Consider the following 22,026-nt stretch of genomic DNA (forward strand, 5'->3'; position numbering starts at 1 on the left):
TCAGAACAGGCACAGGTACTGCTCGGTTATCTGGCATCGATTCCATACGATAAGGAAAGGATGAAAAGGAGGAAAAAACCAAATGGTGGAATTTGATTAAAAGTAGGGACAAGGACTGGCTTTTAATTTGACGTGAAGGATTCGAACCCAAATGGTGACCCCGATAGACGAAAGTGACCCTCGTACCCGGCAGGACGGACGTGGCGAGATCTCACCAGTATCTTTCAAGCGTAAGTTACGCGATTTGGTTTTGGCAAAGGATTCTCCTGTCTGGCAGGATATTGCCAAAGAGCTTGGCCTATCTGAAACTGGATATGATGTTTTGGAAAGCAAGGACACCAAACGTGCTGATGTTAGAAAGCTAACAGGTAATGAATTACTGGAGAAGTATTGGGATGTCCGCGTTTTCGGAACGACCTTTCTTGAAGAAAAATCGGAAGAAGTTGACTCATTCATCTCTACCGGCGTTGTTCAATTTGGATTAGGAGTTTCGCTTGACCCCGTTAGAATCGAACGCATGACAACCACTAAAGTACTGCCGGTAGAAGATGACAAAAGCAAAGGAATGGCACCGCTTGCATACCGGATTGTTGCCTATGGCCTGTATGTTATGCCTTTCTTTATAAACGCAACCGCCGCCCAAAAAACGCACTGTACACAAAAGGACATCGAATTGCTTTTACGCCTAATTCCCCACGCATATAAAGAAACCGCGTCCTATATCCGTCCGCAGGTCAATATCCGTTATGCGTTCTATATTGAACATAACCGTGCCCGTGGCAGCTATAATGATTTTAAAATCATCGAGCACTGACCCCCGTAAGAGTCGGTAATGTTATTGGCCCGGCAACTTCGTGGAAGGATTATGATGAGGCGGCATTATTGGAGAGTGTTAAAGAACTTAACGTAGAACTGGAAGGTAAGACGGCACCTGTCGTTAACCTAATGGATAAACTATGATCCCTCTGGCGCACAGTGAACGAAATGGAAAACCACCCCAGTCATACCGTACGCATGTGATCGGGGTGGTTGACCGTGCTTGCCATAATGTGAACAAAATTTCCCCTTTTATTGCGGCAGAAAAAGCGGGCTGCTATCTTGAGATTGTAAAAGATGCTGCAACATATCACGACTTAGGAAAATTAGCTGTGAGAAACCAAGATGTTCTTAGCGGGGCAACGAAATCCGCGGACCTCCCCATAGAGCATCGGGATGCCGGAGTCAAACATTTGATTGGTTCATATAGAGAGCGACCGTCGGCCACTCTTGTTTATGCTCACCATTATCCGGGCTTGCCTAATCTTATGGAGCAAAAAAGACAATTATCACCATTCCGTTTTATAGAAGCGAAGGCTGACAGCGATGCTCACTATCAAGAGTATATCGACTTACACAGTAAGGAAACTGGCTACGTTACCAAGCAATATAATTTAACAAATTCATTACACAAAAGCTAATTCTCAATGGAGTATCGTATTCTGTTGAGCTGCCTAGTAGACGCGGACTATTCGGATACTGCGGGAGAACAATTGCACTGTCCTAAAACTTGCTGGGCCGAACGGCTAAAAAAACTTGATTGTTACATTCAAGATTTGCAGATAGATTCGGGAAACCCTCAGTCTGAACGCAACCAATTGCGCAGTGAATTCTACGATTATTGCCGGAACGCGGCCACAGAAAAACCGCTTGAGTACTGCGACAGTCCGGTTGGCACAGGTAAGACAACGGCGGTCATGGCACATATGCTGAAATCGGCAGCCAAGAACGGACTTCGTCATATTTTTGTTGTATTGCCATACACCAATATAATCTGTCAGACTGTGGAGATACTTCGAAAGGCGTTGGTTCTTGATGGGGAAAATCCGGCAGAGGTTGTTGCGGAACATCACCACCAAGCAGATTTCGAAAGCATTGAACTTCGACAACTAGCATCCACATGGACTGCGCCAATCATAGTGACAACGGCAGTGCAGTTTTTCGAAACAATAGCAAGTAATTTCCCTTCAAAGCTACGCAAACTTCACCAGCTACCCGGAAGCGGAATTATCATTGATGAAAGCCATGCGGTATTGCCTTTAAATCTAATGCTTCCGGCTTGGAATTGGATTACGGAATTAACAAACAAATGGGGATGTCGTTTTTGCCTGTGTTCGGGAACATCGTTCAAGTTTTGGGAGAACGAGGCCTTTATAAAGATATCTAACACCAAGGTTTACCCTTTGCTGAAATATGAACTGTCTCAAAAGCTGGAACAGTATGAAAGCAACCGAATCAGTCTTAATGCTTTGACAAAAGATGTGCCCCATTTTAAGGATATATCCGAGCTTATAAACTTCTTAACTAAAGATCATGGTTCGCGGCTAGTAGTGATGAATACGGTTCGTTCAGCTGCTTTTTTGGCTATGACTCTCCGAAATAGCGGACACGACGTCCTTCACCTGTCAACCGCACTTACTCCAAGCGATAGAGAAGTTGTAATTAATGAAGTAAGGCGCCGGCTAAACCCCACAACGAATTACAATACAGGTTGGACATTGGTTGCCACAAGCTGTGTTGAATGTGGATTAGATTTTTCCTTTCATTATGGTTTTTGCGAATTGCGTTCTCTCCAAAGTTATTTGCAGTTGGGGGGGCGAATCAGTAGAAATCGTGAGTATGATGACAGTTCGTTAATTTGTTTCACTATACAGGATGACAGTTTAGGATTTAACCCGGCCTTCGAGATCCCTAGGAATGTGTTTAAAAAGCTAATTCGGTCCGGCCGGCTGTCAACACTTACCATTACAAACGCAGTAAGCAAAGGTTTTAATATGGAATGTAAAATGGGTGGCTTATCTGACAATGTGTGCAAACGTGAGCGCAGAAATGCATTTGTTGATGTAGCAAAAGGTTTTCGTTTGATTCCCGATGATACGGTTACCGTTATTGCTGATCCGGATTTGTTAGCAAAGCTGTCTGCCGGTGCAGTCATCTCAGCGCGGGAACTGCAACGTGGTAGTGTGAACCTTCGTAAATCCGTAATAAAGCAACTACACCTTCAAGAAAGCGAATTACCTTCTCTTACCATAGGGCAATATGACAGCTTTCTCGGATATATGAAAAGATTATTATAAAATAGACCGGCTAGAGGAATGGAACATCCTTAGGATGTTAGGATGTTGTTTTTTGATTATCAGGTATTGATGGTTCAGTATTTCAATGAGGGATAGAAGTGTACTGGCACGCCCTACTTCACTGATGTGGGCGGGGAACCTTCCCCTTGCATCTTACCATCTTGCTTGCAACTGAATGAGGACTGAAACATCTTATGTACGTTGGTAACCCGGCGGTAGTACCTGGTTTGAGTACCGGGTGAGGATTGAAACCATCCTGGCGCCTGGTCCTGCGTCTCCACTCTACACAAACAACCTAGTAGCACCCGGCCCGTTTGCAGGGTGAGGATTGAAACGAAAAGGGCACCGAAGGGATCATGATGGAGGAGCAGCAGTACCTAACCTGTGTCCCGGATAGGATTAAAACGCTATGGTTCAGGGCGGCACTCCTGCCCCGTCTCGTAACCCCCCGGGCCGGGTGTCGGGGTTATCCATTTTCACTCTAAAAGATCACGAAGAGATAACAATATCCACATATTCTGTCCCGGGATAACCCTTGGAATCATACTTAGCAAGCTCGGGAAAAGCCACTCCCATTGCAAAGGTACCGGGTGATGTCAATGGTGGCGAGCGTTCCGATTGTGCTTACAGTGATCAAGATTCACGGCGAGGAAAAGCGCGGCCGGCTTGAACAGATATTTGCCAGATCCGTACCACGCGTGAAACTTTACGGCAGTTTCCTCATAGTAGCGATTATTGAAAGTGTCGCTATAGAATTTCTGTTATCCGTGGGTCTTGTGGGTGCTTCCGGCGGAGAACTCGCGTTGGGTTCCGTGCTGAAGGTCGGGCTGTGCTATCTTCCGGCTATCTGGGCTATAGCTGGGCTCGCCATTCTGCTTGTGGGATTCTTGCCGAAAATGACAGCGCTGGTGTGGGCGGTGTTTGGCTACACATTCATCGTGATGTATTTCGGCAGGATCATGGACGTGCCGGAATGGGCTGTGAAAATTACTCCATTCGGAAACATCCCACAACTGCCCGTGCAGGAATTTACACTCATGCCGCTGATTGGGCTGACGCTGATTGCTGTGGCGCTTGCCGCGCTCGGTGTTTTGCGGTTCAAGGAGCGGGATATTGGGTAACGCAGGTTTTATTTGCTATTATAAAAACGGCTCGCTGTCATGGTGAACTGTTTTCTTTGTTGTCCCGGGATAACCCTCTGCATCACACTGAAAGGCATAACAGAAAAAGTCATCCATGCTGTCGAGGGTTCGACCGTCTTTGTTCCTGGTGACAACCTGTTCATTCTGATGATAGCGAAATGTTTCAGGCTCCCCTGAAAGCGGATAGGCTTTTAAAGCCACCTCCGGCCCCATAAATTATCCAAATAACGACGCAATTGATCAGGGGTGTGGAAACGGATGTAATTCTCGCTCCGATTATTGCTTTTTGGTTTCATGTCATTTGGTCTATTGATCATCAATGGGCACCTCCTATTGTTAAGGTGCCCATTATTGTAGTCAGTAAACCAAGCTGAAGTGTTATTACAATATGTGCAAAAGCATTTGAAAAAATTCCAAATTACAGAGTGTAGTGACAAAAACCGATACACCCCTACACCTACCCAAACTACCCCCTATTCCTTGATGCCCAGATTTCATCAGCTATCTTTTCCCAAGCTGCTGCTCGTTTGTCCAGGAAGTCGGCTACTTCTCCTGACAAAATGCTGTCTGCACCCTCGTGTGTGGGGTGGGGATTGTTGTTTTTGACCATCTGGCGCAGTTGGTCCGGTACGTCGATGATGGGGCAGGGGCGCAGGTAGTTATCTGAGAAGGGTTGGCGTTCCTGGTACTCCCTGAAGAAGGGGTTTCCCAGCACTTCTTTCAGGCTTTTATCCCGGATGTTGTCCACTGCGTAGTGCACAAAGACACAGGGTTCTACATCTCCCCGGGCGGTGATGTGGAAAAAGCTGTCTCCGCCTGCTATGCATCCCCTGGTTAGTTCTCCGTCATTCCAAAAGTCAACGTATGTCATCAGTTTGTTCTCTCGTATGTATCTAGTGCGTTCGTACAGATAAGCCCGCTGTTCGGGCAGAATCATCAGATCGGTGTTTGGGGTGCGTCCGACGGGTATGTAGTGAAATGCCCAGATATATCTGACTCCTTTGTCTATGAGAAAGTCGATAAATTCATCACTGGTGACTTCTTGATAGTTCTCTCTGGTGACTGTAATTGAAGCCCCAAAGAGGATACCTCTTTCATGCATGCGGTCCATGGCTGCCAGTATCTTTTCATAAGTGCCTTGTCCGCGGCGGGCGTCGGTTTTTTCTTTCCATCCCTCAATGCTGACACAGGGTGAAATGTTGCCGACCTTCTGTAGTCTGTCAGCTACTTCATCATCAATTTTTGTTCCGTTTGTGTAGATCATATATGCCTGTTCATTATGCTTTTCCGCCATATCGAGAAGGTAGGGGTAAAGGAAGGGTTCCCCACCTGACATTACAATACCGAAAATTCCCAGTTCTTTGGCCTCATCTAGAATCCTGTCCAGAAGTTCAGGCTCTAATTCGTCGTGTTTGGAATATTCCCCCGCCCAGCAGCCAGGGCATTTTAGATTACAGGCGCTTGTCGGGTCAATCAACAGGGTAATCGGCACATGAGTTCCCGTTTGTTCTTCCACCTGTTTCCGGCGTGATGGTGACAGCAGCATGGTGTTGACCACGAAATTGCACATCAGCCTGTCACGTACCCCGCGGTCGATTTCATGGAAAATACCATTAAAATAATTGTGGATTGACGGATTTTCCTCATACATTTCGAGCAGGGTGCCGGCTAATTCCTTGTGGTGTTCGACAGGTGTAATTTTTTGAGCAACTCTGATTAATCGGGGTATGTTGGTATCAGGATCGCCTTCGAGGTAATTTAAAACCTGTTTGAAGACACTCTCACCAACATATCGTTTGGCAAAATCCAAATTCAATTTACCTACAATACTGTCCCCTTTGGCCATATGTGCTCCCTCCAGATTAATTTTGTGTCAAAGAATCTAAACCTTAAACCCTAAACCCTAAACCCTAAACCCTAAACCCTAAACCCTAAACCCTAAACCCTAAACCCTAAACCCTAAACCCTAAACCCTAAACCCAAAACCCTAAACTAAACCCAAACCCAAACCCAAACCATTCATTGGAAACGACACTGAAACCGGGTATCTATGGCTGTACATGTAGACAACCTTACCCAACAACATTAAAATAACCGATAATAACAGAATTAAAAAGTAATCCTACGTTTTTCCCACCTTTTATGATATATTGTTATGGACTTACTGTCAAACTGGATGGTCGGTATTTAGAAGCCATCTAAGTTGTTGGCGGCGAGGTTGTTTACTGTTCAACTTGGTGGCTGACGCATTAAAAATTTCCGGTGTTTTCCAAAGCTCATTAATGGAATTTAAAAGCATATGATCTGTGACCGGTGAGGTTTATCATAGGAGTTCTAAAGCTTATATAGAATTAAGGTATAAATAAGCAAAACAGTGACGGCCTGGGGGGTATTTCATGAGACTAGTGGTAGCAGTTACCGGAGCTACGGGCTCAATATACGCTGTTAAACTATTGGAAGCATTAAAGGCAAACGAAGTGGATGTTCATTTGATTGTGAGTCATTGGGCTGAAAAAACTCTGCAGTTGGAGATGGGTTTGACCGTTGAGGACATTCAGAAAATGTCCGGCAGCCGTTATGAAGAGGATGATCTTGCAGCACCTGTGTCCAGCGGTTCTTTTCAGCATGATGGGATGGTGATCATACCCTGCAGTATGAAGACTCTTGCTGCTATCGCTCATGGGTTTGATGAAAACCTGATAGTCAGGGCTGCTGATGTTACAATGAAGGAGCGGAGAAGGCTTATCTTGGTGCCTCGGGAGACACCTTTAAATGCGGTTCATCTGAATAATATGCTTACATTGTGTCAGCTGGGGGCGTTGATTATGCCGCCGATGCCTGCTTTTTATTACCATCCTAAGAGTATTGATGACATCGTAAACCATCTGGTGGGCAGGATATTGGATCATTTAGGTCAGGAACAGCAGTTGATACCCCGCTGGGAAGGTATAGATTAATTGCACCCGCCTGAAAAGCACCGCCATCCCTTAGATGTTTGCTTAGTAGGGGTAAAATCCACAAGCGTTTCAGCCAAGCCTAAAGAGACGACGTCGAAGAAGCATCGAATTAGAGTCGGGGCGTTACCGGGGCGTTAATCCCCATGACTTCAGTTGTGGAAGTACGTCACCACCTGATAAAGGGTTTGATTAGTTCCCGGTCAAAATTGTCTGTGTTCAATTTGCTTCCGTCTTGGAATTCCACTTCTCCAGGGGTTATCTTGCGGATCCACTTGCCTGTGAGGCAGGAAAGCGATCCCGGGATGTCCACATCCTCGTAGGGTATCGATTGGTTAGCTTGGATTTGGGGTGTTACCCGGGGTGTCATCACTTGATCAGCCAGGAATGTGTCACACTCCACCTTACTCAGGGTATCCTCGTACTGCTCCAGTTCACAGTACTTGAAGAAGCCCCCACCCTGCCAATTGACCTCTTTGGAAATGCCGGTTTGCTCTCCGGCCAGCACCCTTTTCATTCTGGGGAGCACATATGTGTTAAAGTGATCTCCCATCTCTACCCCTATCCATTTTCGTTTCATCTTCTGTGCCGCTGCAGTGGCGGTTCCTGAGCCCAGGAAGAAGTCCATCACCAGGTCCCCTTCTGCAGAGGCTGCCTCATAGACACGTTTTAAAAGATCTTCTGCATTGCGAGTGGGAAAGGCGGGGTCCTGGGAATAGCTCTGGATGTTTGTCCAGTTGGAATCGATTTTTTTGGGTGGGTTTTTCAGCTCCGGTATGAACTCGCAGGAGCCGCATTGTGGACAGCCCTTCCATTCCCCTTCATAGTGCTCATACCCGCACCCGCGGCAGCGGAAGCGCACCCACCCCTTGCTAACCCAATGATCGATCAGCTCCTGTTTCAAACCCCAGTGTCTCCCCTGGGGGGGTTCTAAATTATAACCAAAAACCAGGCGATTTTTGTTTGACTTCCTGACACCCGGGTAGTGTACAAAGGTAAGCCAGTTTGTTTCGCGGTGTTCGTAGATATCTCTCGGCTTCCCTGCTTCTGTTTTTGAGTAAAAGAAGAGGGAGTCAGTGGCTACCAGCAGTTTGTTTTTTGGCCTGTTTTTGAATCCCTGATCTTTTGATGATAACCTCATTTTTGAAGTTTTCCGGTCCGAAGATTTCGTCCATTAACAGGCGCACATACATGTTGCCGTTGTAGTCACAGCGAACAAAGATGCAGCCGCTTTCACTCAGTATCTGCTGTGCCAGCTGCAGCCTGTTTTCCAGCAGGGTGGTCCAATGGGCATCTTTGTATTTGACGGAGTAGGAGTAGCCGGGGTCCTGCTCACGGTTAAATGGGGGGTCGATGTAGATTGTCTGCACCCTGTTTTGAAACTTGGGAAGTATGGTGTTCAGGGCCTGGTAGTTTTCGCTCTTGATCAGCCATCCGTCAAGCTCTTGATCCAGGTTGTCAAAAAGGGAAAGGATCTCTGTTTGGAGATCCTTAAAGTAGTTTGTATCGATAGGAAGATGGCAGTAGCTGCCGGAAAGGCTTTCCTCCGGTGAGCTCTCTGAGCCCTCTTCGAAAATGTCTGTTATCTGAAAATCCTCATTTACCAGCCCTAGTTCCCGCCACTCGTCGATTTGGATTTGGCTGCCCGGGTGAGAGGCCAAACGCCTGAGGATGTCCGAATCTTTTTGGGCAATCCGGTCGAGGGTGATCACATAGTTTGCTTTCAGGATAAATTTGGGCTTGTTCCAGATGTGCAGCAGCTCCTCTTCAAATTGGCTGATCAATGAAATGGTCTGCAAAGATATCTTTTGGAGCGCCTGCATTTTCTTGACCTGCTCTTCATTCCAAACGATGCCTCTATCATAGAGATTCTGGCAGATCCAAAGGCCAAACTGCTCCTTCAGGAAGCTGTGTGCATCTTTGTTAATAAAGTAATCCCTCTCTCCCTGGCTTTCGAATAATGAGATCGCCATCCTGATCGTTTCCTCATCTACCTGAACCCCTTCCGTGTGGAACTGGCGCAGGATTTCCTTGATCTTGTTTCTCTTCCGCCGCTCCGAGGTGATGACTGCTATCATAAGGGTGCTGTCCCCTTTTTTTTCGCGGAATTGATAGATGATCTTCTGTTTGTCATTTGACTTCTTGTCATTCAGATTGGAAACATCGAAATAAAACCTAAACCCGTTCAGTTCCACCTCCAGGTCTGCGAAAGGGCGGTCAGTTTTCACATAGTAGAGCATATGGGTTGCCCAGTGAGGAAAAATATTGTTTCCTCTGTTATAAGCCTTATCATAGAAACCATGGTTTTGGGGTGTATCACAAAAGCAAATAGAACCGGTCGGGCTGAGGTAGTGGCTGAAAAGGTGTAGAGTTTTTCAAAAATCTCTTCTCGGTATTCTGGGAAGTGGACGAGTTGGTTGATTTCATTCTTGAGAGAGGGGATGATATGCTTTTTATAGTAGTGTGACCTGATCTGCATTAACTTAATGTAGCCTGATTGTCCTTTTACCTGTGTCCCAACAAAAAAACATTCAAGAATTTTGAAGAAGGACTGTTCTTTTGTCAACAGCTTTCCCTCCAAAAATGAGCAGCTGTATCTCAATCATATCATAATAATCTACTGCTGTGTCCTATATTCAACCGCTTATTTTTCAAATGGTTTGCTTATTTCCGGTGGTTCAGGTATATTGGTTTTCAGAAAAGTAAATGAGAGAGGTGAGAATTTTGGCTGTTGCCATCTTAAAAATCATTGTTAATATAGTCGGGTTTTATCTTGCTGCGCGGTTTTTCCCCGAGATCACATATGATCATCCATCAGCACTGCTCTGGGCGGGACTGGTACTCGGTGTGGTGAATGTTCTGGTGAGGCCGATACTGGTTCTGCTGACACTGCCCATTAAAATTTTAACCTTCGGGCTGTTTACACTGGTGATCAATACTCTTATGGTTTTGCTTACCGCTTCACTGATTGGGGGTCTGCACATTCCGGGCTTCTGGCATGCTTTTGCTGTGGCCATCTTTATATCTATTTTAAATATGTTCTTTTTTAAATAATTACTGGGGGTGTTTGATCGCTTTTATCTTATAACAGTATATACCCCCGGGCGCATTGACTTCGGTTTTTTCCCCGGCCTTTTTCAATAGCAGGGATTTTCCCATAGGGGAAAGGTAAGAGATATCGCCATTTTCTACAGTGCTTTCATAGGGTGTGACAATTCGGAATTCGTATGATTTCTTGCTCTCGGCGTCTTCAACCTCTACGCGGCTTCCGATGGTCACAAAGGGAAACATATCATGCTGTTCTTCTGAGATACTGGCATTGCGCACAAGGTTATCAACTTTCATGACATAGTCATCAAAGAGTTTTTCAAAATCCCTGCGCTCATCGGTGGGTTCCGGAAAGTATTCATTGAGAAGTTGGTTTTTTCCTTCTTCGATATCCAGCAGGTGTTTGACAAGGTTTTCGAAGGTCGCTTTGGAGAATTTGTATGTTGTGGACACTCTGATCAGCCTCCTTGAGTACCCATTTAATGTCACTTCTATAAATAATAAAAAGTATAGGGACATTTTGCGGCTGAAGCAAAACACCCTGAATTATACGTTATCATTAATGACGATCACTGTCAATAGTGTATGAATTTAACATTTACTACAAAAAGTAATGCACATTACTATATCAATATTCGGGAGAGAAAAGTAATGCAGCTTTCAATACCTGGGCTGGTTTTGAAAATCATAGAGGAACTGCACATGGCTGGATATGAGGCTTATGCTGCCGGTAACACCGTGCGTGACTGCCTCATCGGACTGGAACCTGAGGAGTTAAAAGTGATAACCGATGCTCCTGCCGAGATGGTGGGTGTTCTTTTTGACAGGGTTTATCCATCCAGGAATGATGATGGTTCAATGACGGTGTTCAGCGACCAGGTTCCTGTGAGGGTAATCTGCCTGGGGGAATGGATGACTGAACTGCGTCACTATAGCTTCACAGTAAATGGCATCTCCTTTGACCCCTTTACCGAGCAGTTGGTCGATCCCTGGGAGGTGTCTCGCTCATTGAACTCCGGGGTGGGGGTCATTCAGGCTGTAGGGGATCCCACAGCCAGGTTCCAAGAAGATCCCAGACAGCTATTAGAAGTGTTCTATTTAATGAAGCGCTTCGACGATGCAGGGACGGAGTGGCACCTTGAGCCGGAAACATGGGATGCCCTTGTGCAGTGTTCCTCTACAATCCGTACTCTACCTTTAAAAGAAGTAGGCAAACTGATCGATAGGATCATTGTCGGCCGGCGGCCTGCTCTCTATTTTGAGGAAATGCGTCGCTCCGGACTGCTCAAATACATTCTGCCGGAGCTTGATGACACTTACGGGATCGCAGAGAACGGGCAAAATATAAAGGATGTGTTTGATCATACTATGCTTGTCGTGCAGAAAATCCGGCCGGAGCTGCACCTGCGCTGGGCGGCACTTTTGCACGACATCGGGAAACCCCACTGCATCAGCTATCAGGGAGATCGTGTGCATTTTTACGGACACCAGGTTATTGGTTCTGTAATATCGCGCCGTATTCTAGGGAGGTTAAAATACAGCAAGGAGTTTATTGAAAAGGTTTCCTTTCTTGTCTTTCACCATATGTACCCCACACCCAGGACAAAAAAGGCGGTGCTGAGGTTTGTTAATAAAATTGGGCTAAAAAATCTTGGGGATCTTTTAGAACTGCGCCGCGCCGATATTATGGGAGGGAAGTATAAGAACCTCGGCAGGTTGGAGCACTTCAAAAAAGAGATCGATGCCGTTCTCTTTGAACTGCCCCCTTTCTCCATTAAGAATCTGGAAGTTGACGGCTATGATGTGATGCAGGTGCTGGGAGTAAAACCAGGACCTATAGTAGGCAGTGCCCTGCAGTTTCTCTTCGAGAGGGTCAAGGAAAACCGTGACCTGAATAAAAGGGAGATACTGATTAAAATGCTGAAAGAAGAATTCGGTGAAATTCGAAAATGACCTCCCCCTGTGGCGACGTTCTTGTAGCGAAGAGTTTGGCATGGGACAAGAGAACCATTCCCGCGTCCCGCGCGTCGAGTGAGACGCGAGAGTGAGACGCGAGAACCGTCCCCGCGTCTCAGGGGGAGAACTTCCAGGTGGTGTGAGAGGGTTTCTCAGGAGGCACCTTTGCTCCGCCTGGTGGATGGCGTGGGGCGTGCACAATAGTGACACTGTTGAAGATTTTTTCCTCAATTTCGATCAGTTCTCCGTTCCGATAGCGCCAGGTTCGCAGTTCCACCCTGGGGATTACAGCAGTTACCTCATGGGGGACAGGCAGTGTGGAGAAGCGGGAGACCTTCATCGTCAAACCGGCGATATTGATGCTCACTTCATCTTTCTGCAGGGCCATATTTCCCCCACCCCCATTCATAGGATTCCTGGTCTATCATATTCATTATATGTCTTCTTTGGTACAATAAGGTTTTATCCTTGTTGTTGCAAAGGGTCACGGGGAAGCTAACTTCGTTCAAGATTGGCCATCCTGGCTTTGGTACGGAATCGGGCAGAAGTAGCGGGAAAGCTATCTTGGTTGAGGATGGAGATTTCAAAGGACTTATCTGCACCCAGTTGATCTGATAACTGGTGATGTGAAGAAGGTGGATGGAGATAGGACTCGCCAATCTAAGTCGCAGAGTAAGATACATGCTACTCTGGAAGAAGGTGGATGGAGATAGGACTTGCCTGCACGGGCGAGTTTTTCTATTTTCTCACGATGACAAGGGGTGTCTGTTCATCGGCATTCCCGGCGGGATTATCCTTGAAAACTCGCAAGAGGAGTTGTATATTGGCACCTTTGGTTGCTGCCAGGATCTGTGTTCTGCCGAGATCATTGGCATCAACAATGGCTGCCTCCACTCCGAAGCGTTTCTTGATGGCAGCCACCACTTTTTCAGGGTTCTTCGGCCCCAGGACGATATACTTGTCGAATGGGGGAACTGTGCCGGTGATATCATCGATCAGTGCCGCCTGTTTGCCTGCCAGGCGATAAAAGTCCCCTTTTCGCTTCATGAAAACCCTGGTCAGCGAGCTGACAATAAAGGCGATTACTGTGCGCAGGGTGCCCTCTTCATTTATAACAGCCTGCAGTGCAAAGGGGGAAGAAAGGCTGCCATCCTGATGGATGAATTGGGAGATGAGCAGTGCCCAAATTCCTGGTTTGACATTTTCCGGCCTGATGATCCTACCCTGGGAGATGGCCACAACGGTCTCCGCTATTGCCAATATATCACCCTTGCGGAGTTGGTGTGAGGCATATCTATCGATCACCTCCAGCAGGTTATCATCAGGTGTAATAATTTTGGTGTTCACAGGTATCGCCTGTGCTGTCATCTTGCTCAACCGCCTTTTACCTGTTTTTTTGTTAAGGGCAGGGATATTTCAGCCATTTTCCACTGGATTCCCTTCCTCCCTACCACCTGGTAATAGATAAGCATCTTCAGGTAGGGAAGCTCCCGTACTAAAGAGGAAATATATACGCCGCTGCGAATATTCACGACCAGTTCTACAGTGAAATAATCATTTTTTTTGAGGATCAGTGACTCCCAGTAGCCATTTTTCCGTATGGTGTTTCTGATGAGGCGGAGGTGTGATCCGATTTCCAGATCCTTCATGATTTTTCCGCAGTGGACAGGCTGACAGAAAACATTATTAACCATCCCCTGCTGCTCACCATTATTGGAAAGGGGGATCAGGCAGCTGCAGTGGATCTCGCCGCCGGCAAAATCATGTTCAACACTAAATTCGTAAGCAGCTGCAGTATCCAATAAGATGTTATGATTACCAAGGCGCCAGTAATAGACCGCAAGTGCAGCAGAGAGAGTGCCGGCGCAGGCAAGAAAAGCTACCAGGAACCCCAAATCAACTACCCCCTCCTTTTTTGGATCACAGATCACAGGGACTATTCATTAACTTATATGCTGAAGGGATAGTGAACATAACTTATCCGGTGGTAACCCAAAATAACGCCCCAAAGTGGTACCAATTTGCTCTGCTTTCCATATAATAAAGCGAATCATTTGGTAAGGAGGCGAGTTTGTGTTACGAGTTCCCAGAAAATTTGACTTGGTTGTCGGGCGCGGGGAGGGTACGACCCCTTTAAATGCATTTGATGCCGCCCTGCTGGATGCGGGTATCGGTAATCTCAATTTGGTGCGTGTGAGCAGCATCTTACCGCCAGGGGCACAGTTGTCACCAGGGCTTCAGATTGCGCCGGGAACCCCAACTCCAACTGCGTACGGATATATTACCAGCAGCACTCCCGGGCAGATAATTGCAGCATCTATTGGAGTGGGCATCAGCAGCCAGGATACTTATGGTGTGATCATGGAATTTGAAGGGTTCTGCACGAAAGAGGAAGCAGAAACAAGGGTGCGGCAGATGGTAGAGGAAGGTTTTCAGATGCGCAATCTCTCTTTGAAGGAGGTGCTCGTCCAGGGGATTGACCACAAAGTTGAGAAAATTGGGTCAGTTTTTGCTGCCGTTATAATGGATTATTAAGGATGATCCATATCCCTTAAGTTGACGGTTTTTGCGGTGCTGGTGTATAATTAGATACGATAACAGATGCTTTCTTACTATTGTACCAGGAATTACGCCATTATTAAGGTAAGAATTACGCCATGCAACTTGGTCTGGGGGGGAGGGAGAAATGGTCATGGCTGAGGTCAAGGTCGGGAAAAATGAATCACTGGAAAGTGCTCTGCGGCGTTTTAAACGATCCTGCCAGAAGTCTGGTGTTTTAGCCGAGGCCAGGAGGCGGGAACATTATATGAAGCCTAGTGTACGCAGGAAAAAGAAGTCCGAAGCAGCGCGCAAACGCCGCTGGTCCTGATAAGGAGTGATTTTTTATGTTCTTTACAGGATCGCCTCTATGAGGATATGAAAAAAGCTATGAAAGCCCGCGAAGCCGGTAAGTTAAGACTTTCAGTGATTCGGATGTCCCGTGCCGCTCTTAAGAATCGAGCGATCGAACTCGGGCACGACCTGTCTGAAGAAGAGATCATCGAGGTTTTAGCTAAAGAAGTCCGGATGCGACGAGATGCTTTGCCGGAATACCGGCGCGCCGGAGATCCGGAGAAGATTGCGGAGCTTGAGTCAGAGATTGAGATTCTAATGGAATACCTTCCCCAACAGTTAAGTAAAGACGAGATTACGCAGTTAGCAACAGAAGTGATAGTTTCAGTAGGAGCTGACAGTGAGCGCGATCTAGGAAAGGTGATGGGTGTCCTGATGCCCAAAGTGAAGGGACGTGCTGACGGAAAATTGGTCAACCAGGTCGTTAGAGAACTCCTCACATCAGGACATTGAATACTGGGCATTATCTGGTGAAACGGCGGGCCTCGTGCCCGCCTTGATTTTTTTCGATAACTGCTGTTTCCCGCCTGTTCTCTTTCATTTTGGAAATGCATAAGATGGTAAAGAAAGAGAAAGGTGGGATTTTTTTGTCCGGAGAAAAGAAGAAGCGGATGGAGTTTTTGGCCAATTACCTTGAACTTCCCAAAGATCTGCTCATGAATCTGCCCCGTATTACCCTCCTGGGAGATATGCAGCTGCATATAGAAAATCATCGCGGCATTATGGAATACACTAAAGAAAAGATACGCATCAGCACCAGTCTGGGTGAAATGGTTATTATCGGGGAGGGGTTGGTACTGCGCAATATTTTCCCGGATGAAATTGCAGTTGACGGCAAAATCAGAGCTCTCAACATCCTGGAATGATTGAAAAACAGGATAAGGGGGCCTGGCAGCTGTGATCATGAAGAAAATTTGGGCATACCTTCTTGGATACATTATTTTAGTAGTGGAGGGAACCCACCCGGAGCGTTTTATTAATATGGCTTTTACCAGAGGGATCCACCTGTGGGATCTCACCTGGAGTGACACTGACACCCTTATGGTAAAGGTTTACGCCCAGTCTTTCCGGACTCTGCGCCATGTGGCGAGACAGAGCAACTGCCGGATTTGCATTCTCAGGAAGCAGGGGCTTCCCTTTGTGGTTTTCCGTTTCCGGCGCCGCCGCATGTTGTTGGCCGGTGCACTAATTTTCTTCATCATACTTTACTTCTTGTCATCACTGATCTGGACGGTAGATGTCACAGGAACACGCAAAATATCAGCCGCCCGTGTGAAAGACCTGGCAGCTGTCAAGGGTCTGAAGCCGGGCAGTTTTTGCTTCATGGCAAACAGAGATCAGGTGGAGGACTATCTCCTGCGTGAGCTTCAGGGCATATCTTATATAGAGGTGAAAGTAGGCCCTCGCTCCCAGGTGAAGGTTGTAGAAAAGATCGATCCCCCTCGCTCCCAGGGGCCATGTCATGTTGTTGCTAAAAAAGATGGAGTTATCGATAGCATTCTTGCCTTGAACGGGCAGCCTAAGGTGGAAGAGGGAGACCTGGTGCGAAAGGGGCAGGTGCTTATTTCCGGGGCTATTTATCCGCCACCCCCGGAAGAGGATTCCACCGCTCCAAAGCCACCGCCTTCTGCTCAAAAACCCTTGCGCTATGTCAGTGCTCAGGGTATTGTATACGGTAAGTTCTGGTATCGTTTTTATGGAGAGGTCTTCCGTGATGAGGTGGTTGAGGAGAAAACAGGGAGAAGTGCGCGCATATACTGCATTAAATTGGGTAACAAGGAAATAATTATTAAGGGGCCGCATAGTATACCGTACAAATATTACAGATCGCAAACATGGAGAAGTAAATTTCCGCGTTGGAGGAATAAAACTTTACCTGTCGAATTTGTTACAATAGAAGCAGAGGAGATCAAACATGTCCGCCTCCGGCGCAGTTATGAAGAAGCGGTTGATGCAGCCGCCGGCAGTGCCAGGAAAAAGGAAGCCAAAGGAATACCCAAAGGGGCAGTACCGGTTAAGCGTCAGTACAAGGTGCTGGGGACTGAGGATGACAACCCGGTGCGGGTGGTTCTTACTGTAGAAACCAAAGAAGATATTGGTGTCATTCGTGGTTTCACACCATAGGCGTTTGCTCGGGGCGGAATCTTAAACAGCTAAATATAATGGGGACGGTGACATCCTGCCTCTAATGGAGGTCAGATGCCGGAAGTAGGAAGTCGGAAAGATGCCGGAAGTAGGAAAGGAGTAAAAACTCGTCAATACCGATTCCACAAATTCGACATCTGTCATCCTGCCTCAAACATTCTGACATCAGGCATCAGACATCTAATGAAATAGGGGGTTGAGAAATAGCTTGACAGGCTGTGCAGAAGCTAAAATATCGGTAAATGATAATGGTGCTGCATGTAATCTCTTTGGTAGCCTTGATTCTAACCTCAAGTTTATCGAAGAGAAGAGTGCTACAAGTATTATCGCCCGCGGTGATGAGATCATTGTACGGGGTGATCAGAAAGCGGTCAGGAGTACCATCGCCCTTCTGGAGCAGTTGATTGCCTGGAGCAAAAAAGGGAATTCTGTTACGATCAGTGATATCAATTACGCCTGGCATCTTGTCAATGGAAGCTCCCGGGATAACCTGGTCGAGATCCGGTCTGAAGTGCTGTTGACGAATCATCGCGGTAAATCGGTGTACCCGAAGACCGCCGGGCAGGCGCGCTATATTCAGGCAGTCAAGGATAATGATGTGATCTTCGCCATCGGTCCCGCAGGAACAGGAAAGACATACCTGGCAGTTGTTATGGCTGTAAGAGCCTTCAAAAACAAGGATGTCAACAGGATCGTCCTTGTGCGCCCCGCAGTGGAGGCAGGAGAGAAACTGGGCTTTTTGCCCGGGGACATCCAGGAAAAGGTTGACCCCTACCTGCGTCCCCTTTATGATGGGCTGTATAATGTATTGGGAGCTGATCAGGCACAGCGCTATATGGAGCGCAATGTCTTTGAGGTTGCTCCGCTTGCTTATATGAGGGGCCGCACCCTGGATGACTCCTTTGTTATCCTGGATGAGGCTCAGAACACTACTCCAGAGCAGATGAAGATGTTTTTAACCCGCCTTGGTTTCGGATCCAAGGCAGTTGTTACCGGAGATATCACCCAAATCGACCTTCCCAAGGGACAATCCTCCGGGCTGGTTGAGGTGCAAAAGATACTGCAAGGTGTGGAGGGGGCAGCGTTTATTCATCTCACAGGAGATGATGTGATCAGGCACCCTATGGTGCAGAAGATCATTGAAGCATATGAGCGCTACGAATCCCAAACAAAATAACCTCCACTAAATTATTGGGAGTGAAAATCCATGCTGGACTTGCGCAGGGGGAATACCCTGCTCCGGCAGACCTGGAAAAAGTATACCAGCAACCCTGTTTTTCGGCGAGTAGGATGGGGAGTTATATTCTTCCTGGCTGCTGTTTTTATTGTGGGCAGCGGTTTAACCTCAAGGGGATACTCATTTAAAGAAGGACAGGTGTGCCCTACAAATATATATGCTCCGCGGGCTATCGTTTATGTGGATGAAGCAGAAACTGAACGCCTGCGTCGCAATGCAGTCAGCCAGGTAGAGAAATCCTATCAGGAGGATACCGGTGTTTTAACGCGGCTGGATGAAAAGGTTAAAAATGCCTTTGACAAGGTTCGAAAACTTCGGGATACAGAGATTCAGCCCGCAGAGAAACTCCAGCAGCTGCGCACTTATTTGGCACAGGAGATGGGGATTCCTACCGCTGAGCTGGAGGCTATCCCTACCAGTTCCCTTGAGTCATTGCTGCAGGGGAAAGAGCAGGAACTGGACAAAGCTGAGACATTAAGTGTAGGTTTGCTTCAGGAAGAACTGCGCTATGGTCTTAAAGCTGATGCTCTGCCTAATGCCAAGGAAAGCATTGCGGAAAAGGTTTCCAATTCCGATATCACCAGGGAGTGGAAACCGACGGTTTCGGCTGTATTGGTAAATACCATTCGCCCGAATCTTATTTTCGACAAGGAAACCTATGAGCGAAGGGTTGCCCAGGCTGAGGCTGAGGTGCCCATTGTAGAGCGCACATATAAAGCCGGCCAGGTGATTGTGCGTGAAGGGGATATCATCACTAAGGTTCACCTGGCTGTTCTGCGTCAGTCAGGATTGATGCGGGGGCAGGCAGCCTGGCCTCAGGTGCTCGGGGTGACGCTGTTTGTCTTACTGATCGGGGTTTTAATAGTATTATATCTTTATCGATCCCACAGAGAGATACTGGAGCGCGAACAGTATCTGATTCTTTACGGGCTGGTAGTTACCCTGACCATACTGATAGCTAAAGCGGTTTCAGTGATTACGATCAGCCCGCGCCCGGAAATTGCTGTACTTGTAGGCTACCTGCTTCCGGTTGCCGGTGGAGCTATTTTGATCTCCGTTCTTCTGGATAAAGGGCTGGCTGTGTTTACTGCTTTTATTTTCAGCGTTCTTGTGGGAGTGATGACGAACGGCCAGTTATCCTTTGCCCTGGTAGGGTTTGTGGGAAGTATGGCCGGTATTTTCGGTGTTGGGGTCATTGGCAGCAGATCAGATGTGGTCAGGGGTGGGGCTTTCATATCTCTGGCCAATGTTGGCATGATCCTGATCCTGGGACTGCTCAATGAAACCCCTTTGACAATGGTTCTGGCGGGGATGGGGATGGGTGTCTTAAACGGAATTATCTCCTCTATCCTGGCTCTGGGTTCTCTCCCTTACCTGGAGGGAGCCTTCGGGATCACCAGCTCAGTGCGGCTGCTGGAACTTTCTAATCCCAGTGAACCTCTGCTCAAGCGCCTGCTTCTGGAGGCACCGGGCACCTATCATCACAGCATCCTGGTGGGGAACCTGGCTGAGGCAGCTGCAGAGGCAGTTCACGCAGACCCCCTTCTGGTGCGGGTGGGGTCATATTACCATGATGTCGGTAAGCTAAAACGACCCTATTTCTTTATCGAAAACCAGATGTCGCGGGAGAATCCCCATGACAAAATCGCTCCTAGTTTAAGCACACTGATCATTACATCACATGTCAAAGACGGGCTGGAACTTGCACGTGAACATAAGCTTCCTCCGGATCTTCAGGGAATAATTGAACAGCACCATGGCACAAGCCTTGTTGCCTATTTTTATCAGAGGGCTTTAGAGAGTGAGCGTCCGGAGCTGGTTACAGAAGAGGAATTCCGTTATGATTCTGTTAAACCCCAGAGCAAAGAGGCTGCCCTGGTGATGCTTGCAGACAGCGTAGAGGCGGCAATTCGTTCCTTACAGAAGCCCACACCTGGGCGTCTGGAGGGACTGACCAGGAAGGTAATTAAGGAAAAACTACATGATGGTCAGCTTGAAGAGTGTGATCTGACCTTTAAGGATTTGAATAAAATTGCTGTTGCCTTTGTGCGGGTATTGGGAGGAATCTTCCATTCGCGGATCGAGTATCCGGAGGCAGCATTGATCACAGAACTGGAAAGGAGGAAGTCCCGGGGTGCAGCTGTTAATCAGCGAGGAGCAGAGTCAGGTTGATGTCGGTTCAGAGATCAAGGACCTAATCAGAGAAGCGCTGGGAAAGCTTTTAAAGGAAGAAGAATTCTCTCAGGAATTTATTGATGCTGCAGAGGTAAGCATGATCCTTACAGATGATCAAAAAATGGCGGTTCTCAATGAGCGCTACCGTGGAGTCGCAGGCACAACAGATGTGTTATCCTTTCCCATGATGGATGGCGATGATGACTTAGTTGACTTAGATGGCCTTCAGGATGAATTTTTGCTGGGGGATATTGTTATCTCTGTGCCCAGGGCACTTGAACAAGCCCGGGAGTACGGGCATTCCCTTGCCCGAGAGATGCTTTTTCTGGCTGTTCACGGCATGCTGCACCTCTTGGGATATGACCATCAGCTAAAGGCTGATGCGGCCAGAATGAGATCAAAAGAAAAGAAGGTACTTAAAATGGTAGATTTAGCTGTGGAGCCTGATGAGGATGGGAGAACGGAGATTTAAAGAGAGTTTTCGGGATGCCTGGGCAGGTATCAGCTATAGTATTCTTACCCAAAGGAACATGAAGATCCATTTGGCGGCTGCTGTTTTTGTCCTATTAGTATCCAAACTTTTGAGATTAAACCGTCTGGAGTTAGCTCTGGTGGTTTTTGCTATCACCCTGGTTCTGGTAGCGGAGATGTTTAATACAGCGGTGGAAAAGACAGTGGATCTTTATATCAACACCTATCACCCTGGTGCCCGTTTGGCCAAGCATATTGCCGCAGGAGCGGTTTTGGCCGCTGCCATCAATGCTGTGATCATTGGCTTGATTGTTTTTATACCGCATCTAGTGGGGTCAGGCTTGAGTAATTTACTTTCTGTAAGTGGTAACTTGATGAGCGTGATCCTCAGACTGTAATCATCACATAGCAGCAAGGGCAGCCACTGCATTTGAACGATCACAACTTTGGGATCCCCAAACAGTATCGTATCGAGTTGTAACTGAAGGAGGAGCGACAATGGGCAGCATCAGTGACCGCGAACTCCTGGAAATGGCCAGAAAGGCGGCCATGTTTGCCTACTCTCCCTATTCCGGTTTTTCTGTGGGAGCGGCTATCCTCAGCAGGGAGGGGGCTGTATTTACCGGCTGCAATGTGGAAAACGCATCCTTTGGCTTGACAGTCTGTGCTGAAAGGGTGGCCCTCTTTAGGGGGGTGGCTGAAGGCTATACGGAGTATGAAGTGTTGGCTCTCTGGGCACCGGAACCTGTCTGGCCCTGTGGAGCATGCCTCCAGTGCCTGGCGGAGTTTGCCCCCCATATAAAGATTATTCGCCAGGGAGAGAAGGATGAATTGGAGGAAATTCAGTTAAAGGAGCTTTTGACTTCAGCTTTTTTCTTGAACCGCAGATAAAA

26 protein-coding genes are annotated in these 22,026 nt (G+C 47.3%); 17 read left to right on the top strand and 9 right to left on the bottom strand.

The annotated features are described in order from the left end of the window. Nucleotides 1–151: 151 nt before the first annotated feature. The 4 genes from SSCH_RS07765 (at nucleotide 152) to SSCH_RS07780 (ending at nucleotide 4,234) form a co-directional block, all read left to right on the top strand. Entirely contained in the window at nucleotides 152–814 is a 663-nt protein-coding gene (locus tag SSCH_RS07765) for a type I CRISPR-associated protein Cas7 (RefSeq protein WP_198142286.1), read from the top strand. A 202-nt stretch (nucleotides 815–1,016) separates the two neighbouring features. Next, nucleotides 1,017–1,457 (top strand): hypothetical protein, encoded by a 441-nt coding sequence (locus SSCH_RS07770; RefSeq protein ID WP_156972185.1) that lies wholly within the window; start codon nucleotides 1,017–1,019, stop codon nucleotides 1,455–1,457. 24 nt (nucleotides 1,458–1,481) lie between these two features. Next, a complete protein-coding gene (locus SSCH_RS07775) occupies nucleotides 1,482–3,113 on the top strand; it encodes a CRISPR-associated helicase/endonuclease Cas3 (protein ID WP_052835452.1) in 1,632 nt (543 codons plus the stop codon). 599 nt (nucleotides 3,114–3,712) lie between these two features. Continuing rightward, the gene (locus SSCH_RS07780) at nucleotides 3,713–4,234 is read left to right on the top strand and encodes a hypothetical protein (RefSeq protein WP_044664964.1); all 522 of its coding nucleotides are present in this window, start codon (nucleotides 3,713–3,715) and stop codon (nucleotides 4,232–4,234) included. A gap of 18 nt (nucleotides 4,235–4,252) precedes the next feature. Here SSCH_RS07780 and SSCH_RS07785 read toward each other — a convergent pair whose 3' ends face one another. Continuing rightward, entirely contained in the window at nucleotides 4,253–4,456 is a 204-nt protein-coding gene (locus SSCH_RS07785; protein WP_156972186.1) for a hypothetical protein, read from the bottom strand. A gap of 265 nt (nucleotides 4,457–4,721) precedes the next feature. After that, entirely contained in the window at nucleotides 4,722–6,101 is a 1,380-nt protein-coding gene (locus SSCH_RS07790; RefSeq protein ID WP_044664965.1) for a radical SAM/SPASM domain-containing protein, read from the bottom strand. Between the two features lie 550 nt (nucleotides 6,102–6,651). On the opposite strand from SSCH_RS07790, the gene SSCH_RS07795 reads away from it, so the two are divergent. Continuing rightward, entirely contained in the window at nucleotides 6,652–7,212 is a 561-nt protein-coding gene (locus tag SSCH_RS07795; protein WP_044664966.1) for a UbiX family flavin prenyltransferase, read from the top strand. A gap of 166 nt (nucleotides 7,213–7,378) precedes the next feature. Here the strand turns inward: SSCH_RS07795 and SSCH_RS16565 are convergent, their stop codons facing one another. Genes SSCH_RS16565 through SSCH_RS16575 form a run of 3 tightly spaced genes read right to left on the bottom strand, consistent with a single transcriptional unit; the run spans nucleotide 7,379 to nucleotide 9,775 of the window. Continuing rightward, on the bottom strand, nucleotides 7,379–8,350 hold the full coding sequence (locus tag SSCH_RS16565; protein ID WP_052835454.1) for a DNA methyltransferase: 972 nt from the start codon (nucleotides 8,348–8,350) through the stop codon (nucleotides 7,379–7,381). Then, complete coding sequence (locus tag SSCH_RS16570; RefSeq protein WP_052835455.1) at nucleotides 8,283–9,449, bottom strand: DNA methyltransferase; 1,167 nt, start codon at nucleotides 9,447–9,449, stop codon at nucleotides 8,283–8,285. Before SSCH_RS16570 ends, SSCH_RS16565 begins: the two co-directional genes overlap by 68 nt. Continuing rightward, nucleotides 9,434–9,775 (bottom strand): hypothetical protein, encoded by a 342-nt coding sequence (locus SSCH_RS16575; protein ID WP_052835456.1) that lies wholly within the window; start codon nucleotides 9,773–9,775, stop codon nucleotides 9,434–9,436. Before SSCH_RS16575 ends, SSCH_RS16570 begins: the two co-directional genes overlap by 16 nt. A gap of 140 nt (nucleotides 9,776–9,915) precedes the next feature. On the opposite strand from SSCH_RS16575, the gene SSCH_RS07805 reads away from it, so the two are divergent. Then, nucleotides 9,916–10,263 (top strand): phage holin family protein, encoded by a 348-nt coding sequence (locus SSCH_RS07805; RefSeq protein WP_044664967.1) that lies wholly within the window; start codon nucleotides 9,916–9,918, stop codon nucleotides 10,261–10,263. Here the strand turns inward: SSCH_RS07805 and SSCH_RS07810 are convergent, their stop codons facing one another. Next, nucleotides 10,264–10,710 carry a GreA/GreB family elongation factor gene (locus SSCH_RS07810; protein WP_198142290.1) on the bottom strand — a complete coding sequence of 149 codons (447 nt, stop codon included), beginning with the start codon at nucleotides 10,708–10,710 and terminating at the stop codon, nucleotides 10,264–10,266. Between the two features lie 198 nt (nucleotides 10,711–10,908). Here SSCH_RS07810 and SSCH_RS07815 point away from each other — a divergent pair, with 198 nt between their 5' ends. Then, a complete protein-coding gene (locus SSCH_RS07815) occupies nucleotides 10,909–12,210 on the top strand; it encodes an HD domain-containing protein (protein WP_044664968.1) in 1,302 nt (433 codons plus the stop codon). 118 nt (nucleotides 12,211–12,328) lie between these two features. Here SSCH_RS07815 and SSCH_RS07820 read toward each other — a convergent pair whose 3' ends face one another. The 3 genes from SSCH_RS07820 to SSCH_RS07830 form a co-directional block, all read right to left on the bottom strand. Further along, nucleotides 12,329–12,601: a hypothetical protein gene (locus SSCH_RS07820; protein WP_052835457.1), complete on the bottom strand. Its 273-nt coding sequence runs from the start codon at nucleotides 12,599–12,601 to the stop codon at nucleotides 12,329–12,331. Between the two features lie 350 nt (nucleotides 12,602–12,951). Further along, entirely contained in the window at nucleotides 12,952–13,581 is a 630-nt protein-coding gene (locus tag SSCH_RS07825; protein WP_044664970.1) for a coenzyme F420-0:L-glutamate ligase, read from the bottom strand. A gap of 5 nt (nucleotides 13,582–13,586) precedes the next feature. Next, on the bottom strand, nucleotides 13,587–14,108 hold the full coding sequence (locus tag SSCH_RS07830) for a hypothetical protein (RefSeq protein WP_044664971.1): 522 nt from the start codon (nucleotides 14,106–14,108) through the stop codon (nucleotides 13,587–13,589). 178 nt (nucleotides 14,109–14,286) lie between these two features. On the opposite strand from SSCH_RS07830, the gene SSCH_RS07835 reads away from it, so the two are divergent. The 10 genes from SSCH_RS07835 (at nucleotide 14,287) to cdd (ending at nucleotide 22,024) form a co-directional block, all read left to right on the top strand. Further along, entirely contained in the window at nucleotides 14,287–14,748 is a 462-nt protein-coding gene (locus tag SSCH_RS07835; protein WP_044664972.1) for a pyruvoyl-dependent arginine decarboxylase, read from the top strand. A 157-nt stretch (nucleotides 14,749–14,905) separates the two neighbouring features. Further along, nucleotides 14,906–15,082 (top strand): 30S ribosomal protein S21, encoded by a 177-nt coding sequence (gene rpsU / locus SSCH_RS07840; RefSeq protein ID WP_044664987.1) that lies wholly within the window; start codon nucleotides 14,906–14,908, stop codon nucleotides 15,080–15,082. Beyond that, nucleotides 15,082–15,558 (top strand): GatB/YqeY domain-containing protein, encoded by a 477-nt coding sequence (locus SSCH_RS07845; RefSeq protein ID WP_269746151.1) that lies wholly within the window; start codon nucleotides 15,082–15,084, stop codon nucleotides 15,556–15,558. Before rpsU ends, SSCH_RS07845 begins: the two co-directional genes overlap by 1 nt. A gap of 134 nt (nucleotides 15,559–15,692) precedes the next feature. Then, nucleotides 15,693–15,971 (top strand): sporulation protein YqfC, encoded by a 279-nt coding sequence (gene yqfC / locus SSCH_RS07850; protein ID WP_084711022.1) that lies wholly within the window; start codon nucleotides 15,693–15,695, stop codon nucleotides 15,969–15,971. Between the two features lie 37 nt (nucleotides 15,972–16,008). Then, nucleotides 16,009–17,229, top strand: coding sequence for a sporulation protein YqfD (gene yqfD / locus SSCH_RS07855; RefSeq protein ID WP_232294296.1), 1,221 nt, complete (start codon nucleotides 16,009–16,011; stop codon nucleotides 17,227–17,229). A gap of 217 nt (nucleotides 17,230–17,446) precedes the next feature. Then, nucleotides 17,447–18,427, top strand: a complete 981-nt coding sequence (locus tag SSCH_RS07860; RefSeq protein ID WP_232294295.1) for a PhoH family protein — start codon at nucleotides 17,447–17,449, stop codon at nucleotides 18,425–18,427. Nucleotides 18,428–18,457: 30 nt separating this feature from the next. After that, nucleotides 18,458–20,659 (top strand): HD family phosphohydrolase, encoded by a 2,202-nt coding sequence (locus SSCH_RS07865; RefSeq protein ID WP_044664976.1) that lies wholly within the window; start codon nucleotides 18,458–18,460, stop codon nucleotides 20,657–20,659. Continuing rightward, on the top strand, nucleotides 20,622–21,134 hold the full coding sequence (ybeY, locus tag SSCH_RS07870) for an rRNA maturation RNase YbeY (protein ID WP_044664977.1): 513 nt from the start codon (nucleotides 20,622–20,624) through the stop codon (nucleotides 21,132–21,134). The genes SSCH_RS07865 and ybeY overlap by 38 nt, the downstream gene beginning before the upstream one ends. Next, nucleotides 21,115–21,531 carry a diacylglycerol kinase family protein gene (locus tag SSCH_RS07875; protein ID WP_044664978.1) on the top strand — a complete coding sequence of 139 codons (417 nt, stop codon included), beginning with the start codon at nucleotides 21,115–21,117 and terminating at the stop codon, nucleotides 21,529–21,531. The genes ybeY and SSCH_RS07875 overlap by 20 nt, the downstream gene beginning before the upstream one ends. 7 nt (nucleotides 21,532–21,538) lie before the next feature. Further along, the gene (cdd, locus tag SSCH_RS07880) at nucleotides 21,539–22,024 is read left to right on the top strand and encodes a cytidine deaminase (RefSeq protein ID WP_408645713.1); all 486 of its coding nucleotides are present in this window, start codon (nucleotides 21,539–21,541) and stop codon (nucleotides 22,022–22,024) included. Nucleotides 22,025–22,026 lie beyond the last annotated feature (2 nt).

It is taken from the genome of Syntrophaceticus schinkii, from assembly GCF_000946815.1.
Lineage (GTDB): Bacteria > Bacillota > DSM-12270 > Thermacetogeniales > Thermacetogeniaceae > Syntrophaceticus > Syntrophaceticus schinkii.